The organism is Microbispora sp. CSR-4, from assembly GCF_008033685.1.
Lineage (GTDB): Bacteria > Actinomycetota > Actinomycetes > Streptosporangiales > Streptosporangiaceae > Microbispora.
On sequence record NZ_VJVX01000008.1, the window covers coordinates 46,356 to 66,934 of the forward strand.

Below are 20,579 nucleotides of genomic sequence, written 5' to 3' on the forward strand. Positions count from 1 at the left end.
AAGTCGGATGTGTTGCATCAGGCATGCTTGGTTCCGAGTTGAGATAACCTTTGCCACCATGAAGTGTTGTTTCCGCCCCCAGGTTCCCCCCAAGGCCTCGTCGTGACAGCCTTCGATCTCACGATCATCGGGCTGGGATACGTGGGCATGCCGCTGGCCAAGGAGGCCACGGCGGCGGGCCTGCGGGTGGCTGGTCTGGACGTCGACCCCCGTAAGGTCGAGGCCCTGAACGCCGGCCGCTCCTACATCGACGACCTGACCGACGCCGACCTCGACGCGATGCTCGCCGCCGGCTTCACGGCCACGCTGGACGCATCGGTGCTGTCGAAGTCGCGCACCATCGTCATCTGCGTCCCGACGCCGCTGGACGAGGACCACCGTCCGGACCTGTCGGCCGTGGAGGGCGCCACCAAGGCCGTCGCCGAGCACCTCCAGGAGGGCACGCTCGTCGTGCTGGAGTCCACCACGTGGCCCGGCACCACCGACGAGCTGGCGCGGCCGATCCTGGAGCAGTCAGGTCTGGTGGCGGGCAAGGACTTCTACCTGGCGTTCTCGCCGGAGCGGATCGACCCGGGCAACGCCAAGTTCGGCCTGCGCAACACTCCCAAGGTCGTCGGCGGCTACACCGCAGCCTGCAAGGAGCGGGCCGCCGCCTTCTACTCGCAGTTCGTCGAGCGGGTCGTGCCGGTCAGCGGCACCCGCGAGGCGGAGATGGCCAAGCTGCTCGAGAACACCTACCGGCACGTCAACATCGCCCTCGTCAACGAGATGGCGATCTTCTGCGACGAGCTCGGCGTCAACCTGTGGGAGGCCATCGAGGCCGCCTCCACCAAGCCGTTCGGTTTCCAGAAGTTCCTGCCGGGCCCCGGCGTCGGCGGGCACTGCATCCCCGTCGATCCGTCGTACCTGTCGTACACGGTGCGCAAGCTCGGCTATCCCTTCCGGTTCGTCGAACTGGCCCAGGAGATCAACGAGCGGATGCCGTCGTACGTGGTGGCCCGCGTGCAGCGGCTGCTCAACCGGGCACGCAAGCCCGTGAACGGCTCGCGCGTGCTGCTCCTCGGCGTGACGTACAAGCCGGACATCGCCGACGAGCGGGAGACACCGGCCATCCCCGTGGCCGAGGCGCTCCTCGAACTGGGCGCCGAGCTGGCGTTCTGCGATCCGTACGTGAAGGAGTGGTCGGTCGAGGGCAGGCGGATCCCCCGCGAGGAGGACCTGGCCGAGGCCGTGGCCGCCGCCGACGTGGTGGTCCTGCTCCAGCAGCACTCGGCCTTCGACCTCGACATCGTGGAGGAGCGAGCCCCTCTCGTCCTGGACACTCGCGGCGTGCTGGCCACGAGCGAACGCGTCGAGCGGTTGTAGGAAGGGTTTCGCGCGTGCACGTGCTCGTCATGACGGTGGTGCATCACCCCGAGGACGCCCGGATCCTGCACCGGCAGATCCGGGCACTCGTCGACGCCGGTCATGAGGTCACGTACGCCGCGCCGTACACCGCGCGGGGAGTCGTGCCGCGCTCCTGGGTGACGGGTGTGGACCTGCCCCGGGCCGCGGAGCGGCGCCGCGTGACCGCGGTGCGGGCCGCCCGCAAGCTCTTCAAGAGCATGCGGGGCAAGGTCGACCTGGCCCTCATCCACGACCCCGAGCTGCTGCTCGCGGTCGCCGGGGTGCGCGGCCGCCCGCCGGTCGTCTGGGACGTCCACGAGGACACGCCCGCGACGCTGTCGCTCAAGCCGTGGCTGCCGGCGTTCCTGCGCCCGCCGGTGCGCTTCCTCGCCCGGCTCCTCGAGACCACCGCCGAGCGGCGGCTGCACCTGCTGCTGGCCGAGGCGGCGTACGCGGGCCGGTTCAAGCAGCAGCACCTCGTGGTGCCGAACGAGACCTGGGTGCCCGACCGGGTCAGCCGGCCCGGCGACGACCGCGTCGTCTATCTCGGCTGGCTGTCGGAGGCCCGGGGCGTCCAGGAGGCCGTCGAGGTGGCGCGCCTGCTCCAGCCCCATCGGGTGGCCGTGGAGCTCATCGGCTACGCCGACCCGCAGAGCCGCCCCCTGCTGAACGAGGCCGTCGCCCAGGGCGTGCTGGAATGGCGCGACTTCATGCCGAACGACGAGGCGCTCAAGCGGCTCGACGGCGCGCTCGCCGGGCTCTCGCTGCTGCACGACGAGCCCAACTATCGCCACTCGATGCCCACGAAGATCGTGGAGTACATGGCGCACGGCATCCCGGTCATCACCACCCCCTCGCCGCGGGCCGTGGAGCTCGTGGAGCGCTACCGGTGCGGCCTCGTCGTCCCCTGGCAGGACCCTCAAGCGGTGGCGCGGGCGGTGCTCAAGCTCAGGGACAACCCCTTCGAGCGGATCGGCACCGGTGGACGCGGCTACGCCGCCGCGCGGGCGAACCACCACTGGCCCAACTCCGCACGCCGCTTCGTCACCCAGTTAGAGGCGTGGGCGGGCGTCAAGAGCTGAACGCGTGGTGAACACTCCCGCAGGCGGCCGCTGAGGCCGGCCCGGCAGTGCGCACATCCGGGTAGGCTGGGCGCGGCAAGATCATTTGAACGACGGGCGGTAGTGTCCTGAAAGTGCGCTGGCTCACTCTGATCCTGGGTGTGGCGATCCTCGCCGGCGTCGCATCAGTGGTGATCGTCCTCCGTGACGGAAGCACCGGCTCCGGCACCGCCAGCGCCGGGCAGACCGTCCCCTCGACCCCCATGGTGGGGTCGCCGACGCACAGCGTGTTCACCGACCCCTGCGGGACGTTCGAGACCGCGGCGACCACGCCGTACGCCGTGAGCGGCTACTGGCTCATCCCGACCTCCGACCCCTGCACCTGGCGACGCCAGCTTGAGGCCATCCACCGCCTTGGCGGGGACACCGTCGTACGCCTCGGGTTCGGCCTGTCGCCGCGCAAGACCGACGATGAGGGGCAGGTCCTGGAGGCCTCGACCCCCGAGGGCAAGGCGCCCAAGCCCGACGCCAGGTTCGCCCGCTGCGTCGAGAACGGGCTGCCGTGCATGAAGGCGGCGGAAAAGGAGCTCCAGGCGGCCAACCCGGGCAACCGCATCACGAGGACGTACGTCTACCGCACCGACGAGCGCTTCGGCCCCGGCATCTTCCGCTGCCCCCAGATGGAGCACGAGGTCGTGGTGGGGGACGCCGTCTTCTTCCGGCTCATCGCGCCCGAGGACGGCTCGGACGACCCCACCTGCGACTTCAGCCGTGAGGGGCGCGGCTATCACCTGATCCTCGTCTCGGCGGGCACCAGGGACAGCCTCAGCGAGCTCCTCGACCTCGGCGACCGGTTCGGCATCAAGGTCTTCCCCGCCCTGCCGCTCGCCCCGCGCGACCCCGAGGAGTCGACCCGGGCCGACCCCCGCCACATCGGCACGCTCACCACGCTGACCCGGCGGGTGCTCCAGGACTACGGCGACCGGTTCAAGGGCCGCGAGTCGCTGGGCGGCGTCTATCAGCCGTTCGAGCTGCAGTTGCGCGACTGGCCCGACCCGAGCAAGGTCGACACGCTCCAGGTGTACGCCGAGCAGCACCTGATCGTCGAGCAGGAGCTGCCGGACAAGCCGATCCTCGTGAGCCCCTACATCGACAGCCGCAGGCGGGTGAAGTACACCTCCACGCCCGCCCAGGTGGCGCAGGGCTTCAAGCAACTGGCACGCACCGGAGTCGAGATCATCGCGCCGCAGGACGGCCGGGGCACGGGCAAGGTCGGCCTGTTCTGGCCCAACTGGAAGAACAAGCCGGTGGACGACACCCTCAAACCGGTCGTCGGGGAGAGCACGTACGCCACGGCCTACTACGGCAGCACCCGCGACTACTACCGCGCGATGTCGCAGGCCCGCCAGGACCTGGTCCAGGAGGGCATCCAGGTGGAGCTGTGGGCCAACGTCGAGGCGTTCGAGCCGTCCACCTCGGCGGAGCCCTGCGGCCGTCAGGGCACCCGCGGGCGTACGGACAAGCCCCGGCTGGACACCCAGGTGACGCTCGCCGCGCCGTACGTGTCGAAGATCATCTCGTACATGTGGAGCGACTTCTTCACCTGCGGCTCGCCGTCGCTGTCGGAGGAGATCGCGGCCGACTGGGACCGCCCGATCCCGATCGAGGCGCAACGGCGCGCGCGGCAGATACAGGACGGCCTGGAGATCCGCGGCTACCACCTCGGCTCGGCCAAGGTCACGCTGAGCTGGCCGGGCCTGGACACGCCGCGCGTCGTCGACTCGGCCACGGTCGGCTGGCACGACACCACCCCGATCCCGGGGCTGCCCGCGGGCACGGAGAAGATCTGGATCCCGGTGGACTGGGCCACGGTCCCCGGCGACGTCTGGGTGCGGGTGGAGGTCACCTCCGCCGACGGCAGGAAGTCCGCCGAGCCCGTCTACTACCACAACACCGGCTGATCTCCCTGCCGCCGTGTCGCGCCGGAGGCGCGCAGTGGGTACGCGCCGGAGGCGCGTGCGGTGCAGGGGCGTGATGCGCGTGTCAAGCGTAGGGTGCGGCAATGTCCGGGCAAGGAACGGGCAATGCCGCGGCGGGGCTCGCGCGCGGCGCGCCCAGCCCGCTGATCTCCTTTGCCTGCGCCGCCGCCAGTGGATCTCCATGTCGCGGCGGCGTGATGGCCGGCCCATCCCCGCCGGCGCCGAGGTGCCTCCGCAACAGGGCACCCGACGATCGACAAGGAGACCGCACATGAACCGACTTCGTAACCTCCTGCCCGCGGGTATCGCGGCGGGCGCGCTGGTGACCGGGATGGCTCTGGCCGCCCCGGCGGCCACCGCCGCCCAGACCGCGAGCGGGCGTGCGAACGTCGTCACCGCGCTCGACTACAACAGCACCGGCTGGACCTACCGCCAGGTGCCCCCCACGACCCAGGTGCCGGACTTCGCCGACCGGGGGTTCGACGACAGCGGCTGGCCGCTGGGACAGGCCGGCTTCGGCACCACCAACGGCACCTGCTCGTGGAACAACGAGAACACCGTCAAGACCCCGTGGGCGGTCGACACCGACATCCTCGTGCGCCACTGGATCCACCTGCCGCGCGACGCCCAGCAGGTGCGCATCCAGGGCACGGTGGACAACGACGCGCAGGTCTACTTCAACGGCCACCTCGTGCAGAGCGTCAAGAGCGGCAAGTGCGCCGCCGGGGCGATCGACGTCGTGGTGCCCGTGGCCGACCTCGACTGCTGCAACCTGATCGCCGTACGCGGCCATGACGGCGGCGTGGCGACCTATCTCAACCTCCGGGTGACCTACGTCAAGCCCACGAACGCGTTCTGACCCACCCGGCCGTGCGTGGCCCGGCATCGGCCCTACGGTGCCGGGCGACGCCCGACGGGGGTTACGAGGGTGTGGAGCGGTGATGAAGCTCCCGTGCGGGGCCCGGCCGGCCTACCCAGGACGGCTCGAGCCGAGGCCCGCGTCCTGTAGCGTCATGGGCATGATCCCGCGTATTCCTGTCAGCGTGGATCTTGTCGTGCTCACCGTCAGGTCCCAGCAGCTCAGCGCACTCGTCTGGCGGCGCGACCGGCCGCCGTACGAGGGCCGGTGGGCGCTGTCCGGCGGGTTCATCAAGCTGGAGGAGGACCTGCCCGCCGCGGCGGCCCGCGTGCTGGCCGAACGGGCCGGTCTTCCCGGGGCCCCGGTCCATCTGGAACAGCTTCAGACCTACGGCTATCCGGACCGCGACCCGCGCCAGCGGGTGGTCAGCGTGGCCTATCTGGGTCTCGCTCCCGACCTGCCCGCGTCCACCGAGGCCCACATGAGCTGGCAGCCGGTGGCCGAGCTGACCGAGATGGCCTTCGACCACCGCAGGATCATGCTCGACGGCGTGGAGCGGGCGCGGGGCAAGCTCGAATACACCTCGCTCGGCGCGGCCTTCTGCCCGCCCGAGTTCACCGTCGCGGAGCTGCGCCGCGTCTACGAGATCGTCTGGGGACGCCCGCTCGACCCGCGAAACTTCCACCGGAAGGTCACCAAGACCGAGGGCTTCCTCGTGCCCACCGGGCGCACCACGACCCGCGACGGCGGCCGTCCCGCCATGCTCTACCGCCGGGGCCCCGCCGTGCTGCTCCACCCGCCCATGCTGCGCACCTGACCGGCCGCGCCGGCCGTTCCCCCGGACCGTCCCGGTTGCGTGCGCGACCTGCTGCGGTTCTGCGCGGTCCTCGGAGTCGTCCGCTTCCCCTGGCGAGACACACGCCTGGGACACGCTTCACCGTTTCGGCGGGTGGCTGTTCCCCCTGGCTGTTCCCCCTGGCTGTTCGTGGGCGCTTCCGCGTGCGCGAGCGGCGAAGCGCGCGGCCGCATGCGGGCGGCGGGCGTCGTCGGTTCAGCGGGCGCGGTACGGCGGGCGTTGTCGGTTCAGCGGGCGTCAAGGGCCTTGAAAGCGGCCCGGGACACACTGCCGGCAACGACGAGGAAAGGACCCCCAGCCATGACCCTCACCCGCTCCCTCGCAGGCATCACGCTCGCTGCCGGCATCCTGGCCCTCGCCCCGCTCGCGACCGCGACGGCCGCCGAGGCCACCGCCGCCAAGTCCTGGGGCCCCTACTACGCCACCGGGTCGAAGGCCAAGGTCAGCGGCTCGCTGATCGCCGCGGCCAAGAGCGACCGGAGCCGGCCCGCGCCGTACGTCAAGGTCACCGGCAAGGTCACCAGCCTGAACCACACGTCGTCCACCTGCGGCTGGGCCCTGTTCCGCGTCAGCTACTTCGACGCCGCCAACAAGCCGCACCTGGCCTACCGCAACTACCGCACCTGCTCGTACGGCGCGAAGAAGACCTTCGCCTTCACCATCAAGAACGTCGGCGAGGTCGAGCTCAAGGTCTGCTCCGAGCGCAAGGCCACCAAGCCGTCCCTCACCTGCCAGTACGCCGGCAGCTGGAAGACGCTCTACGCCTACTACCAGTAAGACCGGGGCAGGAGAGTTATCCACAGGGGGCGTGCGGGGTGCCGCCGGGACAGGCGGATCTCCTATCGTTAGGGCATGCCTCGATTCCGCTCGATCCTCGACACCGTGCCGGCCTACAAGCCGGGCAAGGCCGTGGTCTCACCGGACGGCCGCTCCTACAAGCTGTCCTCCAACGAGAACCCCTTCGGACCCCTGCCGTCGGTGCTTGAAGCGATCGCGCGGGCGGCCACGGACGTCAACCGCTACCCCGATCCCGGCGCGGTCCGGCTCACCGAGACGCTCGCCGAGCGGCTCGGCGTGCCGTACGACCACGTGGCGCTGGGTGCCGGATCGGTCGCGGTCGCCCAGCAGATCCTGGAGGCGGTGGGCGAGCCCGGCGCCGAGGTGATGTACGCCTGGCGCTCGTTCGAGGCCTACCCGATGCTGGTCGGCTTCGCGGGCGCCACCTCGATCGAGGTGCCGCTGCGCGACGAGACGCACGACCTCGACGCCATGGCCGACGCCATCACGCCGGAGACGCGCCTGGTCTTCGTCTGCAACCCCAACAACCCGACCGGCACGGTCAACCGGGCCGACGAGCTCACGCGGTTCCTCGACCGCGTGCCCGAGAACGTCCTCGTCGTCCTCGACGAGGCCTACCGGGAGTACGTCAGGGACGCGGACGTGCCGGACGGTCTCACGTTCTATCGCGAGCGCCCCAACGTCGCCGTCCTGCGCACGTTCTCCAAGGCGTACGGCCTGGCGGGGCTGCGGGTCGGCTACCTGATCGGGCAGGAGCCCGTGGCCGCCGCGGTCCGCAAGACGCTGCTGCCGTTCGCGGTCAACCACCTCGCCCAGGCGGCCGCGATCGCGTCCCTGAAGGCCGAGGACGAGCTGCACGAGCGGGTCGAGACCGTGATCAAGGAGCGCGCCCGGGTCAGGGAGACGCTGCTGTCGCAGGGCTGGACCGTCCCGCCCACCGAGGCCAACTTCGTCTGGCTGCGCCTCGGCGAGCGCACGATGGAGTTCGCCGAGAAGTGCGCGGCCGTCGGGGTCGCGGTGCGCCCGTTCGCCGGCGAGGGGGCCCGGATCTCCATCGGCGACAGCGAGGCCAACGACGTCTTCCTCGCCGCCGCCGAGGCGTTCCGGAAGGACTCCTAGCAACGTCCACGGGGTGGAGGGAGCGGAGCGGAAGGGAACGAGGACCGCAGCGAAGGCCCAGCGGAGCGGGTTTCGCGAGGACCGGAGTTTCCTTCCGGCGCAGTGACCGACTTGCCCCAGGCCCGTGGATACGTCTGGTGCAGACCGGCAACGGTCTCCGCCACCTGCCGGCTTGCCCAAGATCTGTGAACGTCCCCCAGGCTTCGCGAGGAGCGGGGTTTCCGCACCCCGCCAGGGGGCCGTTCGCGAGGGGCGGGGTTTCCGCACCCCGCTAGGAGGCCGGGTAGTACTGCCGGATGAGCTCCTCCGTGGCCCGCGCCGCGTGGCCGGGATCGGCTCCGGAGGCGACCAGCACCCGCGTCGCCACGGTCTCGTGATCGCGGAGGAGCGCGAGCAGGATGTGCTCGGTGCCGATGCGGTCGTGGCCGCGCCGCACGGACTCCTCGTTCGACGCCTGGAGGACCGCGGAGGCGGTCGGGGTGAACGGCAGGGGCTCCGCCGTGGCGGACCGGCCGTGGCCGATGGTCTCCTTGACCCGGAGGCGCGCGTCCTCAAGGCTCAGGCCCAGGCTCGTGAGAACCTGGGCCGCCAGGCCACCGCCTTCGCGGAGCAGACCGAGCAGGATGTGCTCGGTGTCGATGGATGAGTGGCCGAGCGTCCGGGCCTCGTTCTGGGACAGGACGACGACCTGTCGTGCTCGATCGGTGAACTTCTCGAACATCGCGCGGTTCCTCGCAAAGCAGTGTCAGTGAACCCTTCCGGGTCCTGTCATGATCCGGTTGTCAGCGATCTTGTATATCGCGTGCGGCCGTCCATGGAGTCGCCCACCCTGACCGCCGCGGGATGCCCTCGCATTTGTCGTGCGAATATCGCGGGATAGTCGGCGGATCGCAGCGAAATCATGCGTCCGATTCGCGCGCGGCCTCGAATTACCGATTTCGCTCTCATGCCTCGCCAAGCCGGCCCCGTTTCCCGTTCGGTCCCCGTTTCCCGGTTCGGCCCGGTTTCCGGTTCGGCCCGGTTTCCGGTTCGGCCCGGTTTCCGGTTCGGCCCGGTTTCCGGTTCGGCCCGGTTTCCGGTTCGGCCCGGGTTCCAGGTCCGGCTCGGATTCCCGGCCCGGCTCATGCTCACGGTGCGGCGGCTCGCATTCACGGCTCGACGGCCGGCTGGGGCGCCGTGACGCGTCCGGGGCCCGCGGGGGCCTCCTCCTCCGGCGGCGTCGCGGGCCTCCCACGGCGCTCGGTGGAGACCACCAGCGCGACCCCCACGACGATCAGGACCCCCGCCACGAGCATGGCCGCGGTGACCGGCTCCGCCAGCACCGCCATCCCGAGCAGCACCGCCACCACGGGGTTCACGTACGCGTAGGTGGACACGAGCGAGATCGGCGCGTGGCCGAGCAGCCAGATGTAGGAGGTGAAGCCCACGAGCGAGCCCACCAGCACCAGGTAGGCCAGGGCCGTCCACGACTGCCAGCTCACCTCGGCGAGGTGCAGCCGTTCGCCCTGCACGAGACCCATGACCAGCAGGGCGACGCCGCCCACGGCCATCTCGACCGTGCTGGCCACGAAGGGGTTCTTCGGCATCGGGATCCGGGGGGAGATGAACGACCCCACCGACCACGACAGCGAGCCCAGCAGCACGATGGTGATGCCTACGCCGCTGCCGGACGCGCCGCCGCCCCGCAGGGAGAGGAAGGCGACCCCGGCGAAGCCCACCAGCACGCCGGCCAGCGTCAGCACGTGCGGCCGGTCCCTGAACATCGTCCTGAGCACGATCAGCCACAGCGGGGTGGAGGCGACGAGCAGCGCGGCCAGGCCGCTGGAGATGTGCTGCTCGGCCACGGCGACCATGCCGTTGCCTCCGGCGAGGAGCAGCAGCCCGACGAGCGCGGCGCCGCCGAACTCCTTCCACCGCATGCGGAGCGGCACGGCCCTGACGAGCAGGACCGTGCCGAGAACCAGCGCCGCCGCGACGAAACGGAGTCCACCGCTTGTCATCGGCGGAAGGGTCTGGATGGCGATGGCGATGCCGAGGTACGTCGAGCCCCACACCACGTACACGGCGGCCAGCGCCAGCCACACCCGTGCGTCATGACCGTTTCGTTCCATGGGTCATGACAATAGACCGTTGTTTCCGGACGGCGATTACCGGTTCAGCTTCTCCACGATCAGCCGGTAGAGCTGCCGCGGCCGGCCCGGCTGGGGGGTGCGGTTGGGCGGAAGCGGCCACGCGAGTCCCTCGTCAACCAGCGTGCGCAGCAACCGCCTGGCCGTGCGGGGGGTCACCCCGAGCATGCGTCCGGCGCCCTCCGCGTCGACGACCGTGTCGCCGCCCTCCAGCTTGGCGGCCAGGCGCGCCAGCACCTCGACCCCTTTGGGCTTGACCGGTCCGCCCGGCTGGGGAGGCATCCGGGGCGGCGGCACCAGTGCGCGGCCCTCCCGGTCCACGGCGAAGCCCTGCGGCTGCTTGCCGCCCTGGGTGCGCGCGAGCGCGCCCCTGGCGTGCGTCTCGGCCTCGTGCGTGGTGCGGCCCATCCCCACACCCACCTCGACCGCCAGACCCAGCTCCTCGCGGATCCTGGCGGCGAACGGCAGCACCCGGAACCCGTCCGTGGCCGTCGAGATCGAGCCCTTCGTCGCGACCACGAGATAGCTGTGGTCGTCGATCGGCCACACGCTCGCGTTGATCCGGTTGGCCTCCTGCACCAGCAGGCGGTGCAGCGACAGCCGCAGCTCGTCGCGCCAGTAGCGCGGCGCGGCCCGCCGTACGGGCTCGCGCAGCGTCGGCACCTCGACCAGCACGACCGTGAGCTGCGACTCCTCCAGCCGGTGGCGGGCGCCGAGCAGCGCCGCCGTGTGCAGTGCCGTACGGACGGCCGCGGAGGTCGGCCTGACGGGCACCACCGGCACCCCGGCGGCGGTCAGCCGGTCGGCCACGCCCTGGACGCACGTGAGCGCGCCCGTCGTGGCCCCCTGGCGGAACAACCGCTCGTGGAAGGCGGTGATCGTGCCCACCGGGCCCGGCTCGTCTCGGCTGTGGACCTCACCGGAGGAGAGGTTGAGGTCCGTGTACGCCTCGTCGATGTCCGGCCGGCCGAGCACGTCGAGGCTCACCCGGCGCGGATCGATCCGCTCGTCCAGCGCGGCCCGTGCGATCGCCGCCACGAGCGCGGCCCCGCCGAGCTGCACATGCGTGGCCGGCATCGTGAGCACGCCGGCTCGCCGGGCGAGCTCGAAAGGCACCGGACTCGCGAACAGGCATGCGTCCACACCCGGACCGAGCCGGGTCACCTTGTCCGCCGCCTCCTGCTCGTCTCGGTATGCGGCGGCGACCAGCCGGCAGGGCACCGGGGCAGCCGAGTGCCCCATGAGCATCACCCGCTCGACCAGATCGTGTGACCCCACCACGCCGATGGTGAGGTCGGGTGTCACCGTGCCCAGACGTGACCCGCGCGGAGTGTCTTCCGTGCGTTCGACCAATGTTCGTCCCATCCCACGTCGCCCTCGTTGTTGTGGCTTCTCTTTGGAACGATCGCTGGTTAAGGCCGTAATGTCACGCCCAGATTTACCGGAATACCATTCTGGGTGGTCTGGGGGGTTCCTTAAATCGGAAGATCTGCGCTGGTCAGGGCATTAGTAAAGGTTTCCGGACTCACCCCTCGTCCGAAGTGGAAATTTCACGCACCACATCTGCGCCGAGAGCCTGCATACGCTGCGCGAGCGCGGCGTGGCCCCGGTCGATCAGATATCCGGACCCGATCGTGGTCTCGCCCTCCGCCGCGAGCCCGGCCAGCACGAGCGCGATGCCCGACCGCAGGTCGTGCGCCGTCACCTCGGTGCCGTGCAGCGGCGTCGGTCCGTGCACGACGGCCCGGCTGCCCTCGACCTCGACGTTCGCCCCCATCTTGTTCAGCTCGCCCGCGAGCGCGAAGCGGCCGTCGAAGATCCGCTCGTGGATGTAGCTGGAGCCCTCGGCGAGGCAGGCCACGGTCATCAGCGGCGACTGCAGGTCGGTCGCGAAGCCGGGGTAGGTGTCGGTGATGACGTTGATCGGCCGCAGCGGGCGGTTGCGGCGCACCTGGAGGACCGCGCCGTGGGTCTCGAACTCGACGCCCATCTGCTCCAGCTTCCACCGGACCACGCCGAGGTGCTCCAGGGAGGCGCCGACCAGGCTGACCTCGCCACCGGTGATCGCGGCGGCCATCGCGAAGACGCCCGCGTCGAGCCGGTCGGGCATGACGGTGTGCTCGACCGCGGTCAGCTCGTCGACGCCCTCGACCGTGATGAAGCCCGTGCCGCCGCCGCGGATGCGCGCGCCCATCCGGGTCAGCATCGTGATGACGTCGAGCACCTCGGGTTCGAGGGCCGCGTTCTCGATGACGGTGGTGCCCCGCGCCAGCGAGGCGGCCATGATCAGGTTCTCGGTGCCGGTGTGCGACGGGGTGTCGAGGTAGAGCGGGGCGCCGATCAGGCCGCCGGCCTTGATGTGGATGACGGATTCGCCCTCGTCCACCATCGCGCCCAGGCGCTTGTAGCCCAGGTAGTGGAAGTCGAGGTTGCGGCTGCCGAGGTTGCACCCGCCGATGCCCTCGATGATCGCCTCGCCCAGGCGGTGGAGCAGCGCGGGGACGAACAGCACCGACCCCCGGAACCGGCGGGCGATCTCCGCGGGCAGGACCGGGCTGGTCAGGCGGGAGGCGTCGATGACGAGCGTCCGCTCGCTCTCGTGGAACTCCACCTTCGCGCCCACGGCCTGCGCGAGCTCGACCGCCCGGCGCACGTCCTCGATGACGGGCACGTTGCGGAGCACCGTGCGGCCCTCGGCCGCGAGCAGCGCCGCCCCGATCATGGGCAGTACGGCGTTCTTCGCGCCCTGGATGAAGGCGGTTCCACGCAGTACGTTGCCACCGCGCACGCGGTAACGGACCATGAATTGCTCCTATTTCGGGGGAAGGATGGGGGACTCCCGTCAGCCGGCACCCGACGCGTCGGCGAGGACGATCGGCCTAGAGTAGCCGCTGTTCCAGGAGTTTCGGGGAGGAACTACCCCCAGAACGCATGGGGGAACGAGTCACTTGAGACTACTTGCGTGACCTGTGTGATTCAGCCGCGGAAACGCTCGCCGGTGAGCCGCTCGTACGCCTCGACATAACGGCTGCGGGTGCGCTCGACGATCTCGTCGGGCAGCGGCGGGGGCGCCTCGCCGGACGACCTGTCCCAGCCCGATTCGGGGGACAGCAGCCAATTTCGGACGAACTGCTTGTCGAACGACGGCTGGGAGTGGCCGGGCTCCCACTCGTCCAATGGCCAGAAGCGGGATGAGTCGGGCGTCAGCACCTCGTCGCCCAGCGTCAGCACGCCTTCGGCGTCCCAGCCCAGCTCGATCTTCGTGTCGGCCAGGATGATGCCGCGTTCCAACGCGATCTCGGCGCCGCGGCTGTAGACGTCGAGGGTGATCCGGCGCAGCTGCTCGGCCACGTCCTCGCCCACCTCGCCCACGACCTCCTCGTACGTCATGGGCTCGTCGTGCTCGCCCATGGGGGCCTTGGTCGACGGCGTGAAGATGGGCTCGGGCAGCCTGGACCCGTCGGTGAGCCCTTCGGGGAGCGGCACGCCGGAGACGACGCCCTCCCTGCGGTAGTCCACCAGCCCGGAGCCGGTGAGGTATCCGCGTGCCACACACTCCACCGGCACCATCCGCAGCCTGCGGCACAGCACGCCGCGGCCGGCGAACTCCGCCGGGACGTCGGTCGAGACCACGTGGTTGGGGACCACGTCCTTGAGCTGCTCGAACCACCACAGGGACAGCCGGGTGAGGATCTCCCCCTTGTCGGGGATACCGGGTTCGAGCACGTAATCGAAGGCCGAGATGCGGTCGGAGGCGACCATCAGCAGCAGCCCGTCGGGGGTCTCGTAGAGGTCACGTACCTTGCCGGAGTGCAGGTGCTTCACCGTTCCATCTTCCCAGCTCTTCACCGCGCCTTGAGCAGCGGGAGCGTCCGCGGCCGCACCTCGATGTGATCACCCACGAACGGCGGGAACGGGCCCTCGGTCCGTGTACTCGAAGGTCACCCGGCCCGCTCGCATCGTGAGCATGCCGACCGGGCGTTCGCCGAGCAACACCTGAGCGGTGGTCTGTGTGCTCATGCGCTCACTCTGGCCTGATCAGATCGGGACCGTCCGGGAAACCGAAGAGCGCGTTCTCCTGGACGTGCTCCTCGATCGCCGTCGCGAGCTGGTCGAAACGGCGCGCGAGGAAGAGGTCCTCGTGTTCTGGAAGATCGCGCAGGGCGGCCTCGTCGATGACGTGGCTCCGCAGAATCTCGGGGTCCGCCTGGCCGATCGCCGCACGGATGGCCCGAGCGGGGACGTCACGAGGATGAACGAGGTGCTGGCCGTCCACCACCCAGCACGCGTCGGCCGCCTCGGGCGCGTCGATCCTCAGCGGCCCGATGTCTGGACGCGCGGCGGCGGCCGGACGCTGCCACATGAGCAGGGCGCCGATGGGATAGCCGCGCAGGACGCTGTCGAACAGCCTGACGACGTCGTCCCGGTCCCAGCGGAAGGAACGCTGGAAGGACGGAATGCGCAGCCGTCCGTCGCGCACCAGGCCAGGGAGGTGCGCGAGACGGATCTCCTCGACCCGTGGCCTGGCGACCGCGGCCATGCGCCCTCCCCTCCGCTGATCAGATCGTATGTCCGCACACCGGTCGTGCACCAACCGTTACGCGGACATCACCGATCGTCAGGCGTCAGGAGGACGCTGCGGCGAGGGCGATGTCGGAGCGGTGGTGGGAGCCGCGCATCGTGATCTGCTCCAGCGCCTCGTAGGCCCGGGCCCTGGCCTGGGCGACGTCGGCGCCCGTGCCGACCACGTTGAGCACCCGCCCGCCGTTCGACACGACCCGGTTGGCCTCGTCGAGGGCCGTGCCCGCGTGCAGCACGTACGCGCCCTCGACCGTCACAGGGAGCCCGGCGATCGGGTCGCCCTTCACCGGGTCGGCCGGGTAGTTCTCGGCGGCGAGCACCACGGTCACGGCCGCGCCGTCCCGCCACCGCAGCGGCGGATGCCCGGCGAGCGTGCCGGTCGCGCACGCGAGCAGCAGCCCGCCCAGGGGGGTCTCCAGCCGGTCGAGCACGACCTGGGTCTCCGGGTCGCCGAACCGCGCGTTGAACTCGATGACCCGCGGCCCGGACGAGGTCAGCGCCAGCCCGGCGTACAGCACTCCCGTGTACGGCGTGCCGCGCCGCGCCATCTCGGCCACGGTCGGGCGCACGATCTCGGCCATCACCCGCTCGGACAGGCCCTCCGGGGCCCACGGCAGCGGGGTGTAGGCCCCCATGCCGCCGGTGTTGGGGCCCTTGTCGCCGTCGTAGGCCCGCTTGAAGTCCTGGGCGGGCTGCAAAGCAACCGCATCGGTCCCGTCGCACAGCGCGAACAGCGACACCTCGGGGCCGTCGAGAAACTCCTCGATGACGACCCGGCCGCATGCCCTGGCGTGCTCCAGGGCCTCCTCGCGGCTGTCGGTCACGACCACGCCCTTGCCCGCGGCCAGCCCGTCGTCCTTCACGACGTACGGCGCGCCGAACGCGTCGAGCGCCGCCGCGGCCTCCTCCTGCGTGGTGCAGGTGTACGCACGGGCGGTCGGCACCCCGGCGGCGGTCATCACGTCCTTCGCGAACGCCTTGGACCCCTCGATCCGCGCCGCCTCCGCCGACGGGCCGAAGCAGGCGATCCCGGCGGCCCTGACCGCGTCGGCGACCCCGGCGACCAGCGGCGCCTCGGGGCCGATCACGACGAGGTCGGCGCCCAGCCGTTCGGCGAGCGCGGTCACGGCCGCCCCGTCGGTGGGCGTGACCTGGTGCAGGGTGGCCACCTCGGCGATCCCGGCGTTGCCGGGGGCGCAGTGGACCTCTACGACGGCGGGGTCGAGCCGCAGGGCCCGGCACAGAGCGTGCTCACGACCCCCGGAACCGATGACAAGTACGCGCACCCGACCATTGTCGCAGTCTTTGCCCGCCACACCTCCGGCGCGGCACCACCGCCCCCGCGCCATCGCCCCCGCGCCATCGCCCCCGCGCCGCCGCCCCCGCGCCGCCGTCCCCGCGCCACGCCCCCGCGCCGCCGTCCCCGCGCCGCCGTCCCCGCGCCGCCGTCCCCGCGCCGCCGTCCCCGCGCCGCCGTCCCCGCGCCGCCGTCCCCGCGCCGCCGTCCCCGCGCCGCCGTCCCCGCGCCGCCGCCCCCGACACCCGCCGGCGCGGCGACCCCGGCGTCGCGCCGTCCCCGCGCCCAGGCGGAGCGGTTTGGGGGTGGATACACATCGATGGCCAGTTTGTACGGGCGCTTTTTGGCAAGAAGTGCATGATCGACGGCACTTGACGCGGGTACGCTGGAACAGGTGTCCAACGGCCGTGTGGTAGGTTAGACAGGCTTCGCGCTGTCTCGTGGCGATTGGAGGTGGTCTGGGATGAATTCTGGTGATCCCGTCAGTACGTGCTCGCGCACGTACGTCGTGCGCATTCCCGACCACTCCGAAACTGAAGCCCGAGGGGCAGCTCACGCCTGTATGAAGGGGTGACATCACGTCGCGCGTAGAGCGTGCCGGCTCGGGCGGGAAGGGACCGCCATGCGCTCCTCTCTGCTCTTTCCCCGCATCAACAGGCACACCCGGGTCATGCCCACGCGCCTCGGCGCGGCGCCCATGAAGAACGTGGAGCCGATCGTCCGCTGTGTGCCGCCGAGCAATTCCCTCGTCGAGTTCGGCGCGTACGTCGGCGGCAAGAAGGTCGAGGCCGGCGGCATTCCCGAGGCCGTGCGCCTGGTACGCGAGCACAACGAGGTCAACGAGGTGCCCGACGCGTACGTCTGGGTCGGGCTGCACGAGCCCGCCGCGCCCGAGGTCGAGTGGCTCGCCGAGGTGTTCGGCCTGCACCCGCTCGCCGTAGAGGACGCCATCAAGGCCCACCAGCGTCCCAAGGTCGAGCGCTACGGCGACTCGCTGTTCGTGGTGCTCAAGACCGTGGCGTTCCTCGACCACGAGGTGGCGGCGGCGAGCAGCGAGATCATCGGCACCGGCGAGATCATGGTGTTCGTCGGGCCCGACTTCGTCGTGACCGTACGGCACGGCCGCTACTGCCCGCTCGGTGAGATCCGCGAGAAGCTGGAGGCCAAGCCGAAGCTGATCGCCCGCGGCCCGACCGGCGTCCTGCACGCCATCGCCGACCACGTCGTGGACAAGTACCTTCAGGTCGCCGACCTCATGCAGGCCGAGCTCGAAGAGGTCGAGGCGGCCGTCTTCGCGGAGGTCAGCTCCCGCGACATCAACCGGATCTACCAGCTCAAGCGCGAGATGCTGGAGCTCAAGCGCGCGGTCGGACCGCTCCAGACCCCCTTCAACGCTCTTCCCCAGCGGCGCAGCATCCCCTCCGAGATGCGTGAGTACTTCCGCGACGTCGGCGACCACCTGTCCCGCGTGTGCGAGGCGGTCCAGGCGTCCAACGAGCTGTCCGACTCGATCCTCCAGGCCGCGCTGGCCCGCTCCAACGCCCTCGCCAACGAGGACATGCGCAAGATCTCCTCGTGGGTGGCGATCATCTCGGTCCCCACGATGATCGCCGGCATCTACGGGATGAACTTCGAGCACATGCCCGAGTTGCGGTCGGTCTACGGCTACCCGATCGTCATCGGCGTGATGGTCGTCGCCTGCACGCTCCTGCACCGCGCCTTCCGCCGCAACGGCTGGCTCTGACCTCCCCTTTTCCCCCGGGACGCCGCCCCACGGGCGTCCCGGCGGGTGCCGACCGTTTCGGACTGCGTACGCTTCGTGACCGGAATCATGAACAATCGGTCATTGCTATCTGTCAAATGATGTTGTTAGGTGGGGGGAGCGGGCCGCTCGACACATCGACCGTTTCCACTCTCGCAGGAGCGTGTCATGACAGAGGCGACACCCCGGCTGGCCACCTATCCCCTCGCTCGCGAACGTGCCTTCGACCCACCGGACGAACTGGCACGCCGCCGCGCCGAGGCGCCGATCCAGCGGATGACGTACGCGGACGGGCACGAGGGCTGGCTGGTGACGGGTTATGCCGAGGCGCGTGCCATCCTGGCCGACAACCGCTTCAGCACCCGCCCCGAACTGTTGCACTCGCCGATCCCCCAGCGCAGCGAGTTCCGCAGTGAGCCGCTGACGCCGGGGTTCTTCATCCGCATGGACGCCCCCGCCCACACCCGCTATCGCCGCCTGCTGACCGGGCAGTTCACGGTGCGGCGGATGAAGCAGCTCGAACCGAGGATCCAGGAGATCACCGAGAGCCGCCTCGACGCCATGGAGCGCGAGGGCGCCCCCGCCGACCTCGTCGAGTCGTTCGCACTCCCCATCCCCTCGCTGGTCATCTGCGAGCTGCTCGGCGTGCCGTACGAGGACCGGGGGAAGTTCCAGCACGACTCGGCGGTGCTGCTGAACCTGAGCTCCTCGATCGAGGAGGGCCGGGCCGCGGTGCAGGACCTGTACTCCTACCTGCACGGCCTCGTCCTGGCGAAGGCCAAGGAGCCCGCCGACGACATCCTGAGCGGCCTGGTCGCGGGCGGGGAGCTGACGCACGAGGAGATCGGCGGCGTCGGGCTGCTGCTGCTCATCGCGGGCCACGAGACGACCGCCAACATGCTCGGCCTGGGCACGTTCGCGCTGCTGACGAACCCCGACCAGCTCGCCGTCGTGCGGGACGACCCGGCCGCCGTCGAGAACGCGGTGGAGGAGCTGCTGCGCTACCTCAGCATCGTGCACATCGGACCCACCCGTACGGCCCTGGAGGACGTGGAGGTCGGCGGCTGCCTGATCAGGGCAGGCGAGGCCGTGACGCTGTCGGTGGCGGCGGCGAACCGCGATCCCGAGCGGTTCGAGGGCGGCGACACGCTCGACGTGACCCGGCCGGCGCACGGGCATCTGAGCTTCGGGCACGGCATCCACCAGTGCCTCGGCCAGCAGCTCGCCCGGATCGAGATGCGCATCGCCTATCCCGCCCTGCTGCGCCGCTTCCCCAACCTGCGCCTGGCCGTGCCCGCGCACGAGGTGCCGATGCGGTCCAATATGGCCATCTATGGTGTGCACCGCCTGCCGGTGCTGTGGTGAGGAAGGTCGCAGGGGGAACGATGAAGATCAAGGCGGACACCGGACGGTGTATCGGTGCGGGGATGTGCGTGCTCACGCTGCCCCGGGTGTTCGACCAGAGCGAGGACGACGGCACGGTCGTGGTGCTCGACGCCGAGCCTCCGGCCGACCTCGAGTCCGGGGTGAAGAGGGCCATGCAGCTCTGCCCGTCCGGCGCGCTGTCCGTGGAGGAGTGAGCCGAGCGGGCCGTGTGACGGCGACACGCAGGGGCGGGTGACGCTCGGCTACTTGACGGGCACGGTCCGGTGCGCTTGGCTGTACGTCGGCTGTGAAGCCATTCTTGTGGGTGACCCTGGAGCCCCGCCTCGGTGGTTGTGAAACCGCCCACGGCGGGGCTCTTCCTTTGCGCTGTACGGCTCAGGCTCCTACGGGCCGTAGCGGGGTCACCGGGCCGGGCAGCGGCAGGCCGCGGGCCTTCCAGAGGCGGCGCATGCGGTCGGGGTAGTCGGTGACGATCCCGGCCACCCCCATGTCGATCAGCCGGGCGGCCTCGTCGGCGTCGTTGACCGTCCAGACGACGACCGGCAGGTTCTGCCGGGCCGCCCCCGTCATCAGCGCCTCGTCGACGAGCACGCGGTCGGGGGACAACGCCGTCGCCCCCACCGCCGCGGCCGCCGCCGCGAGGTCGCCGCCGACCTCGCCGAGACGGATGCCGTTCATCCAGGCGGGGGTCATCGTGTCGCGCTCGACCAGGGCGTACCGCCGCTCCAGCATCGGCCGGGCGATCTCCAGGAGGCGCCAGTCGAAGCTGAGCAGCGCCGCCCTCGACAGCCGGTCGTGCCGGTCGAGCTCGTGGACGACCTCCTCGACGAAGCGGCGCGGGTCGGCGCACAGGTCGGGACGGGTCGGATCGGACTTCAGCTCCACGTGGAGGCGCACGTGGTCGGCGCCGAGGGCGCCGATCAGGCCGAGCACCGCCCCGAGCGTCGGCATCCGGGTGTCCGGCAGCGGCACCTGCGTGAGCGCGAAGCGGTCGTCCGGCCGCTCGGGCAGCCGTACGCCGACGTCGAGGGTGCGCAGCTGCGGCAGGGTGAGCGCGATGATCGGCTTGCCGACGTAGGGGAACATCTCGTCGCCGGGAACGGCCATGCCCGTGTCGGCGCTGGTGACCGCGGACACGTGCAGGTCGTGGGTGAGCACGAGCTGTCCGTCCGCGGACATGGCGACGTCGAACTCGAGTGCGTCGACCCCCAGCTCCAGCGCGAACGCCAGGCCGGGCAGGGTGTTCTCGGGCCGCAGGCCCCGCGCTCCACGGTGCCCGTGCAGCTCAACGTATCCATGCACAGCGGCGTACCTTACCGCCTCGCCCGTCCGCGGCCCGGAACCCGCCGGTTCCGGGCGCGTACCC

At 70.8% G+C, this 20,579-nt stretch carries 19 protein-coding genes; 10 read left to right on the top strand and 9 right to left on the bottom strand.

The features are described from left to right. Window positions 1-102: 102 nt before the first annotated feature. The 7 genes from FLV34_RS09400 to hisC all read left to right on the top strand — a co-directional run bounded on the left by FLV34_RS09400 (window position 103) and on the right by hisC (window position 8,058). Window positions 103-1,365, top strand: coding sequence for a nucleotide sugar dehydrogenase (locus tag FLV34_RS09400; RefSeq protein WP_147942893.1), 1,263 nt, complete (start codon window positions 103-105; stop codon window positions 1,363-1,365). A gap of 14 nt (window positions 1,366-1,379) precedes the next feature. Continuing rightward, entirely contained in the window at window positions 1,380-2,468 is a 1,089-nt protein-coding gene (locus FLV34_RS09405; RefSeq protein ID WP_187280586.1) for a glycosyltransferase, read from the top strand. A 113-nt stretch (window positions 2,469-2,581) separates the two neighbouring features. Further along, the gene (locus tag FLV34_RS09410; RefSeq protein WP_147942894.1) at window positions 2,582-4,408 is read left to right on the top strand and encodes a DUF4434 domain-containing protein; all 1,827 of its coding nucleotides are present in this window, start codon (window positions 2,582-2,584) and stop codon (window positions 4,406-4,408) included. Between the two features lie 289 nt (window positions 4,409-4,697). Then, window positions 4,698-5,285, top strand: a complete 588-nt coding sequence (locus FLV34_RS09415; RefSeq protein ID WP_142649020.1) for a hypothetical protein — start codon at window positions 4,698-4,700, stop codon at window positions 5,283-5,285. 160 nt (window positions 5,286-5,445) lie between these two features. Next, window positions 5,446-6,102: an NUDIX domain-containing protein gene (locus FLV34_RS09420; RefSeq protein ID WP_079314646.1), complete on the top strand. Its 657-nt coding sequence runs from the start codon at window positions 5,446-5,448 to the stop codon at window positions 6,100-6,102. Between the two features lie 339 nt (window positions 6,103-6,441). Continuing rightward, window positions 6,442-6,918 (top strand): hypothetical protein, encoded by a 477-nt coding sequence (locus tag FLV34_RS09425; protein WP_142649021.1) that lies wholly within the window; start codon window positions 6,442-6,444, stop codon window positions 6,916-6,918. Window positions 6,919-6,993: 75 nt separating this feature from the next. Beyond that, window positions 6,994-8,058, top strand: a complete 1,065-nt coding sequence (gene hisC / locus FLV34_RS09430) for a histidinol-phosphate transaminase (RefSeq protein ID WP_142649022.1) — start codon at window positions 6,994-6,996, stop codon at window positions 8,056-8,058. 271 nt (window positions 8,059-8,329) lie between these two features. On the opposite strand, the gene FLV34_RS09435 is transcribed toward hisC, so the two are convergent. The 8 genes from FLV34_RS09435 to purD form a co-directional block, all read right to left on the bottom strand. Then, the gene (locus FLV34_RS09435; protein ID WP_147942895.1) at window positions 8,330-8,779 is read right to left on the bottom strand and encodes a Clp protease N-terminal domain-containing protein; all 450 of its coding nucleotides are present in this window, start codon (window positions 8,777-8,779) and stop codon (window positions 8,330-8,332) included. Between the two features lie 427 nt (window positions 8,780-9,206). Next, complete coding sequence (locus tag FLV34_RS09440; RefSeq protein ID WP_147942896.1) at window positions 9,207-10,169, bottom strand: EamA family transporter; 963 nt, start codon at window positions 10,167-10,169, stop codon at window positions 9,207-9,209. Between the two features lie 36 nt (window positions 10,170-10,205). After that, the gene (locus FLV34_RS09445; RefSeq protein WP_142616314.1) at window positions 10,206-11,435 is read right to left on the bottom strand and encodes a transcriptional regulator; all 1,230 of its coding nucleotides are present in this window, start codon (window positions 11,433-11,435) and stop codon (window positions 10,206-10,208) included. A 277-nt stretch (window positions 11,436-11,712) separates the two neighbouring features. Then, entirely contained in the window at window positions 11,713-12,990 is a 1,278-nt protein-coding gene (gene murA / locus FLV34_RS09450; protein WP_142649025.1) for a UDP-N-acetylglucosamine 1-carboxyvinyltransferase, read from the bottom strand. 173 nt (window positions 12,991-13,163) lie between these two features. After that, a complete protein-coding gene (locus tag FLV34_RS09455; protein ID WP_147942897.1) occupies window positions 13,164-14,012 on the bottom strand; it encodes a phosphoribosylaminoimidazolesuccinocarboxamide synthase in 849 nt (282 codons plus the stop codon). A gap of 69 nt (window positions 14,013-14,081) precedes the next feature. Next, window positions 14,082-14,207 carry a hypothetical protein gene (locus tag FLV34_RS42270; protein ID WP_260617349.1) on the bottom strand — a complete coding sequence of 42 codons (126 nt, stop codon included), beginning with the start codon at window positions 14,205-14,207 and terminating at the stop codon, window positions 14,082-14,084. Between the two features lie 4 nt (window positions 14,208-14,211). Further along, window positions 14,212-14,727, bottom strand: coding sequence for a DUF262 domain-containing protein (locus tag FLV34_RS09460; RefSeq protein ID WP_147942898.1), 516 nt, complete (start codon window positions 14,725-14,727; stop codon window positions 14,212-14,214). An 85-nt stretch (window positions 14,728-14,812) separates the two neighbouring features. Beyond that, a complete protein-coding gene (purD, locus tag FLV34_RS09465) occupies window positions 14,813-16,054 on the bottom strand; it encodes a phosphoribosylamine--glycine ligase (RefSeq protein WP_147942899.1) in 1,242 nt (413 codons plus the stop codon). Window positions 16,055-16,687: 633 nt separating this feature from the next. Here purD and corA point away from each other — a divergent pair. The 3 genes from corA to FLV34_RS09480 all read left to right on the top strand — a co-directional run bounded on the left by corA (window position 16,688) and on the right by FLV34_RS09480 (window position 19,407). Then, window positions 16,688-17,809, top strand: coding sequence for a magnesium/cobalt transporter CorA (gene corA / locus FLV34_RS09470; protein WP_147942900.1), 1,122 nt, complete (start codon window positions 16,688-16,690; stop codon window positions 17,807-17,809). A 186-nt stretch (window positions 17,810-17,995) separates the two neighbouring features. Beyond that, a complete protein-coding gene (locus FLV34_RS09475; RefSeq protein WP_147942901.1) occupies window positions 17,996-19,192 on the top strand; it encodes a cytochrome P450 in 1,197 nt (398 codons plus the stop codon). 20 nt (window positions 19,193-19,212) lie between these two features. Beyond that, a complete protein-coding gene (locus tag FLV34_RS09480; protein WP_147942902.1) occupies window positions 19,213-19,407 on the top strand; it encodes a ferredoxin in 195 nt (64 codons plus the stop codon). 181 nt (window positions 19,408-19,588) lie between these two features. Here the strand turns inward: FLV34_RS09480 and FLV34_RS09485 are convergent, their stop codons facing one another. Next, window positions 19,589-20,515, bottom strand: coding sequence for a glycerophosphodiester phosphodiesterase family protein (locus FLV34_RS09485; protein WP_142649031.1), 927 nt, complete (start codon window positions 20,513-20,515; stop codon window positions 19,589-19,591). Window positions 20,516-20,579: the final 64 nt, after the last annotated feature.

Bases quoted from the DNA above. Each gene is read 5' to 3' on its own strand.
- FLV34_RS09435 (WP_147942895.1), bottom strand. From the start codon at position 8,779: ATGTTCGAGAAGTTCACCGATCGAGCACGACAGGTCGTCGTCCTGTCC.
- FLV34_RS09460 (WP_147942898.1), bottom strand. From the start codon at position 14,727: ATGGCCGCGGTCGCCAGGCCACGGGTCGAGGAGATCCGTCTCGCGCAC.
- FLV34_RS09420 (WP_079314646.1), top strand. From the start codon at position 5,446: ATGATCCCGCGTATTCCTGTCAGCGTGGATCTTGTCGTGCTCACCGTC.
- FLV34_RS09445 (WP_142616314.1), bottom strand. From the start codon at position 11,435: ATGCTCATGGGGCACTCGGCTGCCCCGGTGCCCTGCCGGCTGGTCGCC.
- FLV34_RS09415 (WP_142649020.1), top strand. From the start codon at position 4,698: ATGAACCGACTTCGTAACCTCCTGCCCGCGGGTATCGCGGCGGGCGCG.
- corA (WP_147942900.1), top strand. From the start codon at position 16,688: ATGCGCTCCTCTCTGCTCTTTCCCCGCATCAACAGGCACACCCGGGTC.
- FLV34_RS09425 (WP_142649021.1), top strand. From the start codon at position 6,442: ATGACCCTCACCCGCTCCCTCGCAGGCATCACGCTCGCTGCCGGCATC.
- FLV34_RS09475 (WP_147942901.1), top strand. From the start codon at position 17,996: ATGACAGAGGCGACACCCCGGCTGGCCACCTATCCCCTCGCTCGCGAA.
- FLV34_RS42270 (WP_260617349.1), bottom strand. From the start codon at position 14,207: ATGAGCACACAGACCACCGCTCAGGTGTTGCTCGGCGAACGCCCGGTC.
- FLV34_RS09480 (WP_147942902.1), top strand. From the start codon at position 19,213: ATGAAGATCAAGGCGGACACCGGACGGTGTATCGGTGCGGGGATGTGC.
- FLV34_RS09440 (WP_147942896.1), bottom strand. From the start codon at position 10,169: ATGGAACGAAACGGTCATGACGCACGGGTGTGGCTGGCGCTGGCCGCC.
- hisC (WP_142649022.1), top strand. From the start codon at position 6,994: ATGCCTCGATTCCGCTCGATCCTCGACACCGTGCCGGCCTACAAGCCG.
- murA (WP_142649025.1), bottom strand. From the start codon at position 12,990: ATGGTCCGTTACCGCGTGCGCGGTGGCAACGTACTGCGTGGAACCGCC.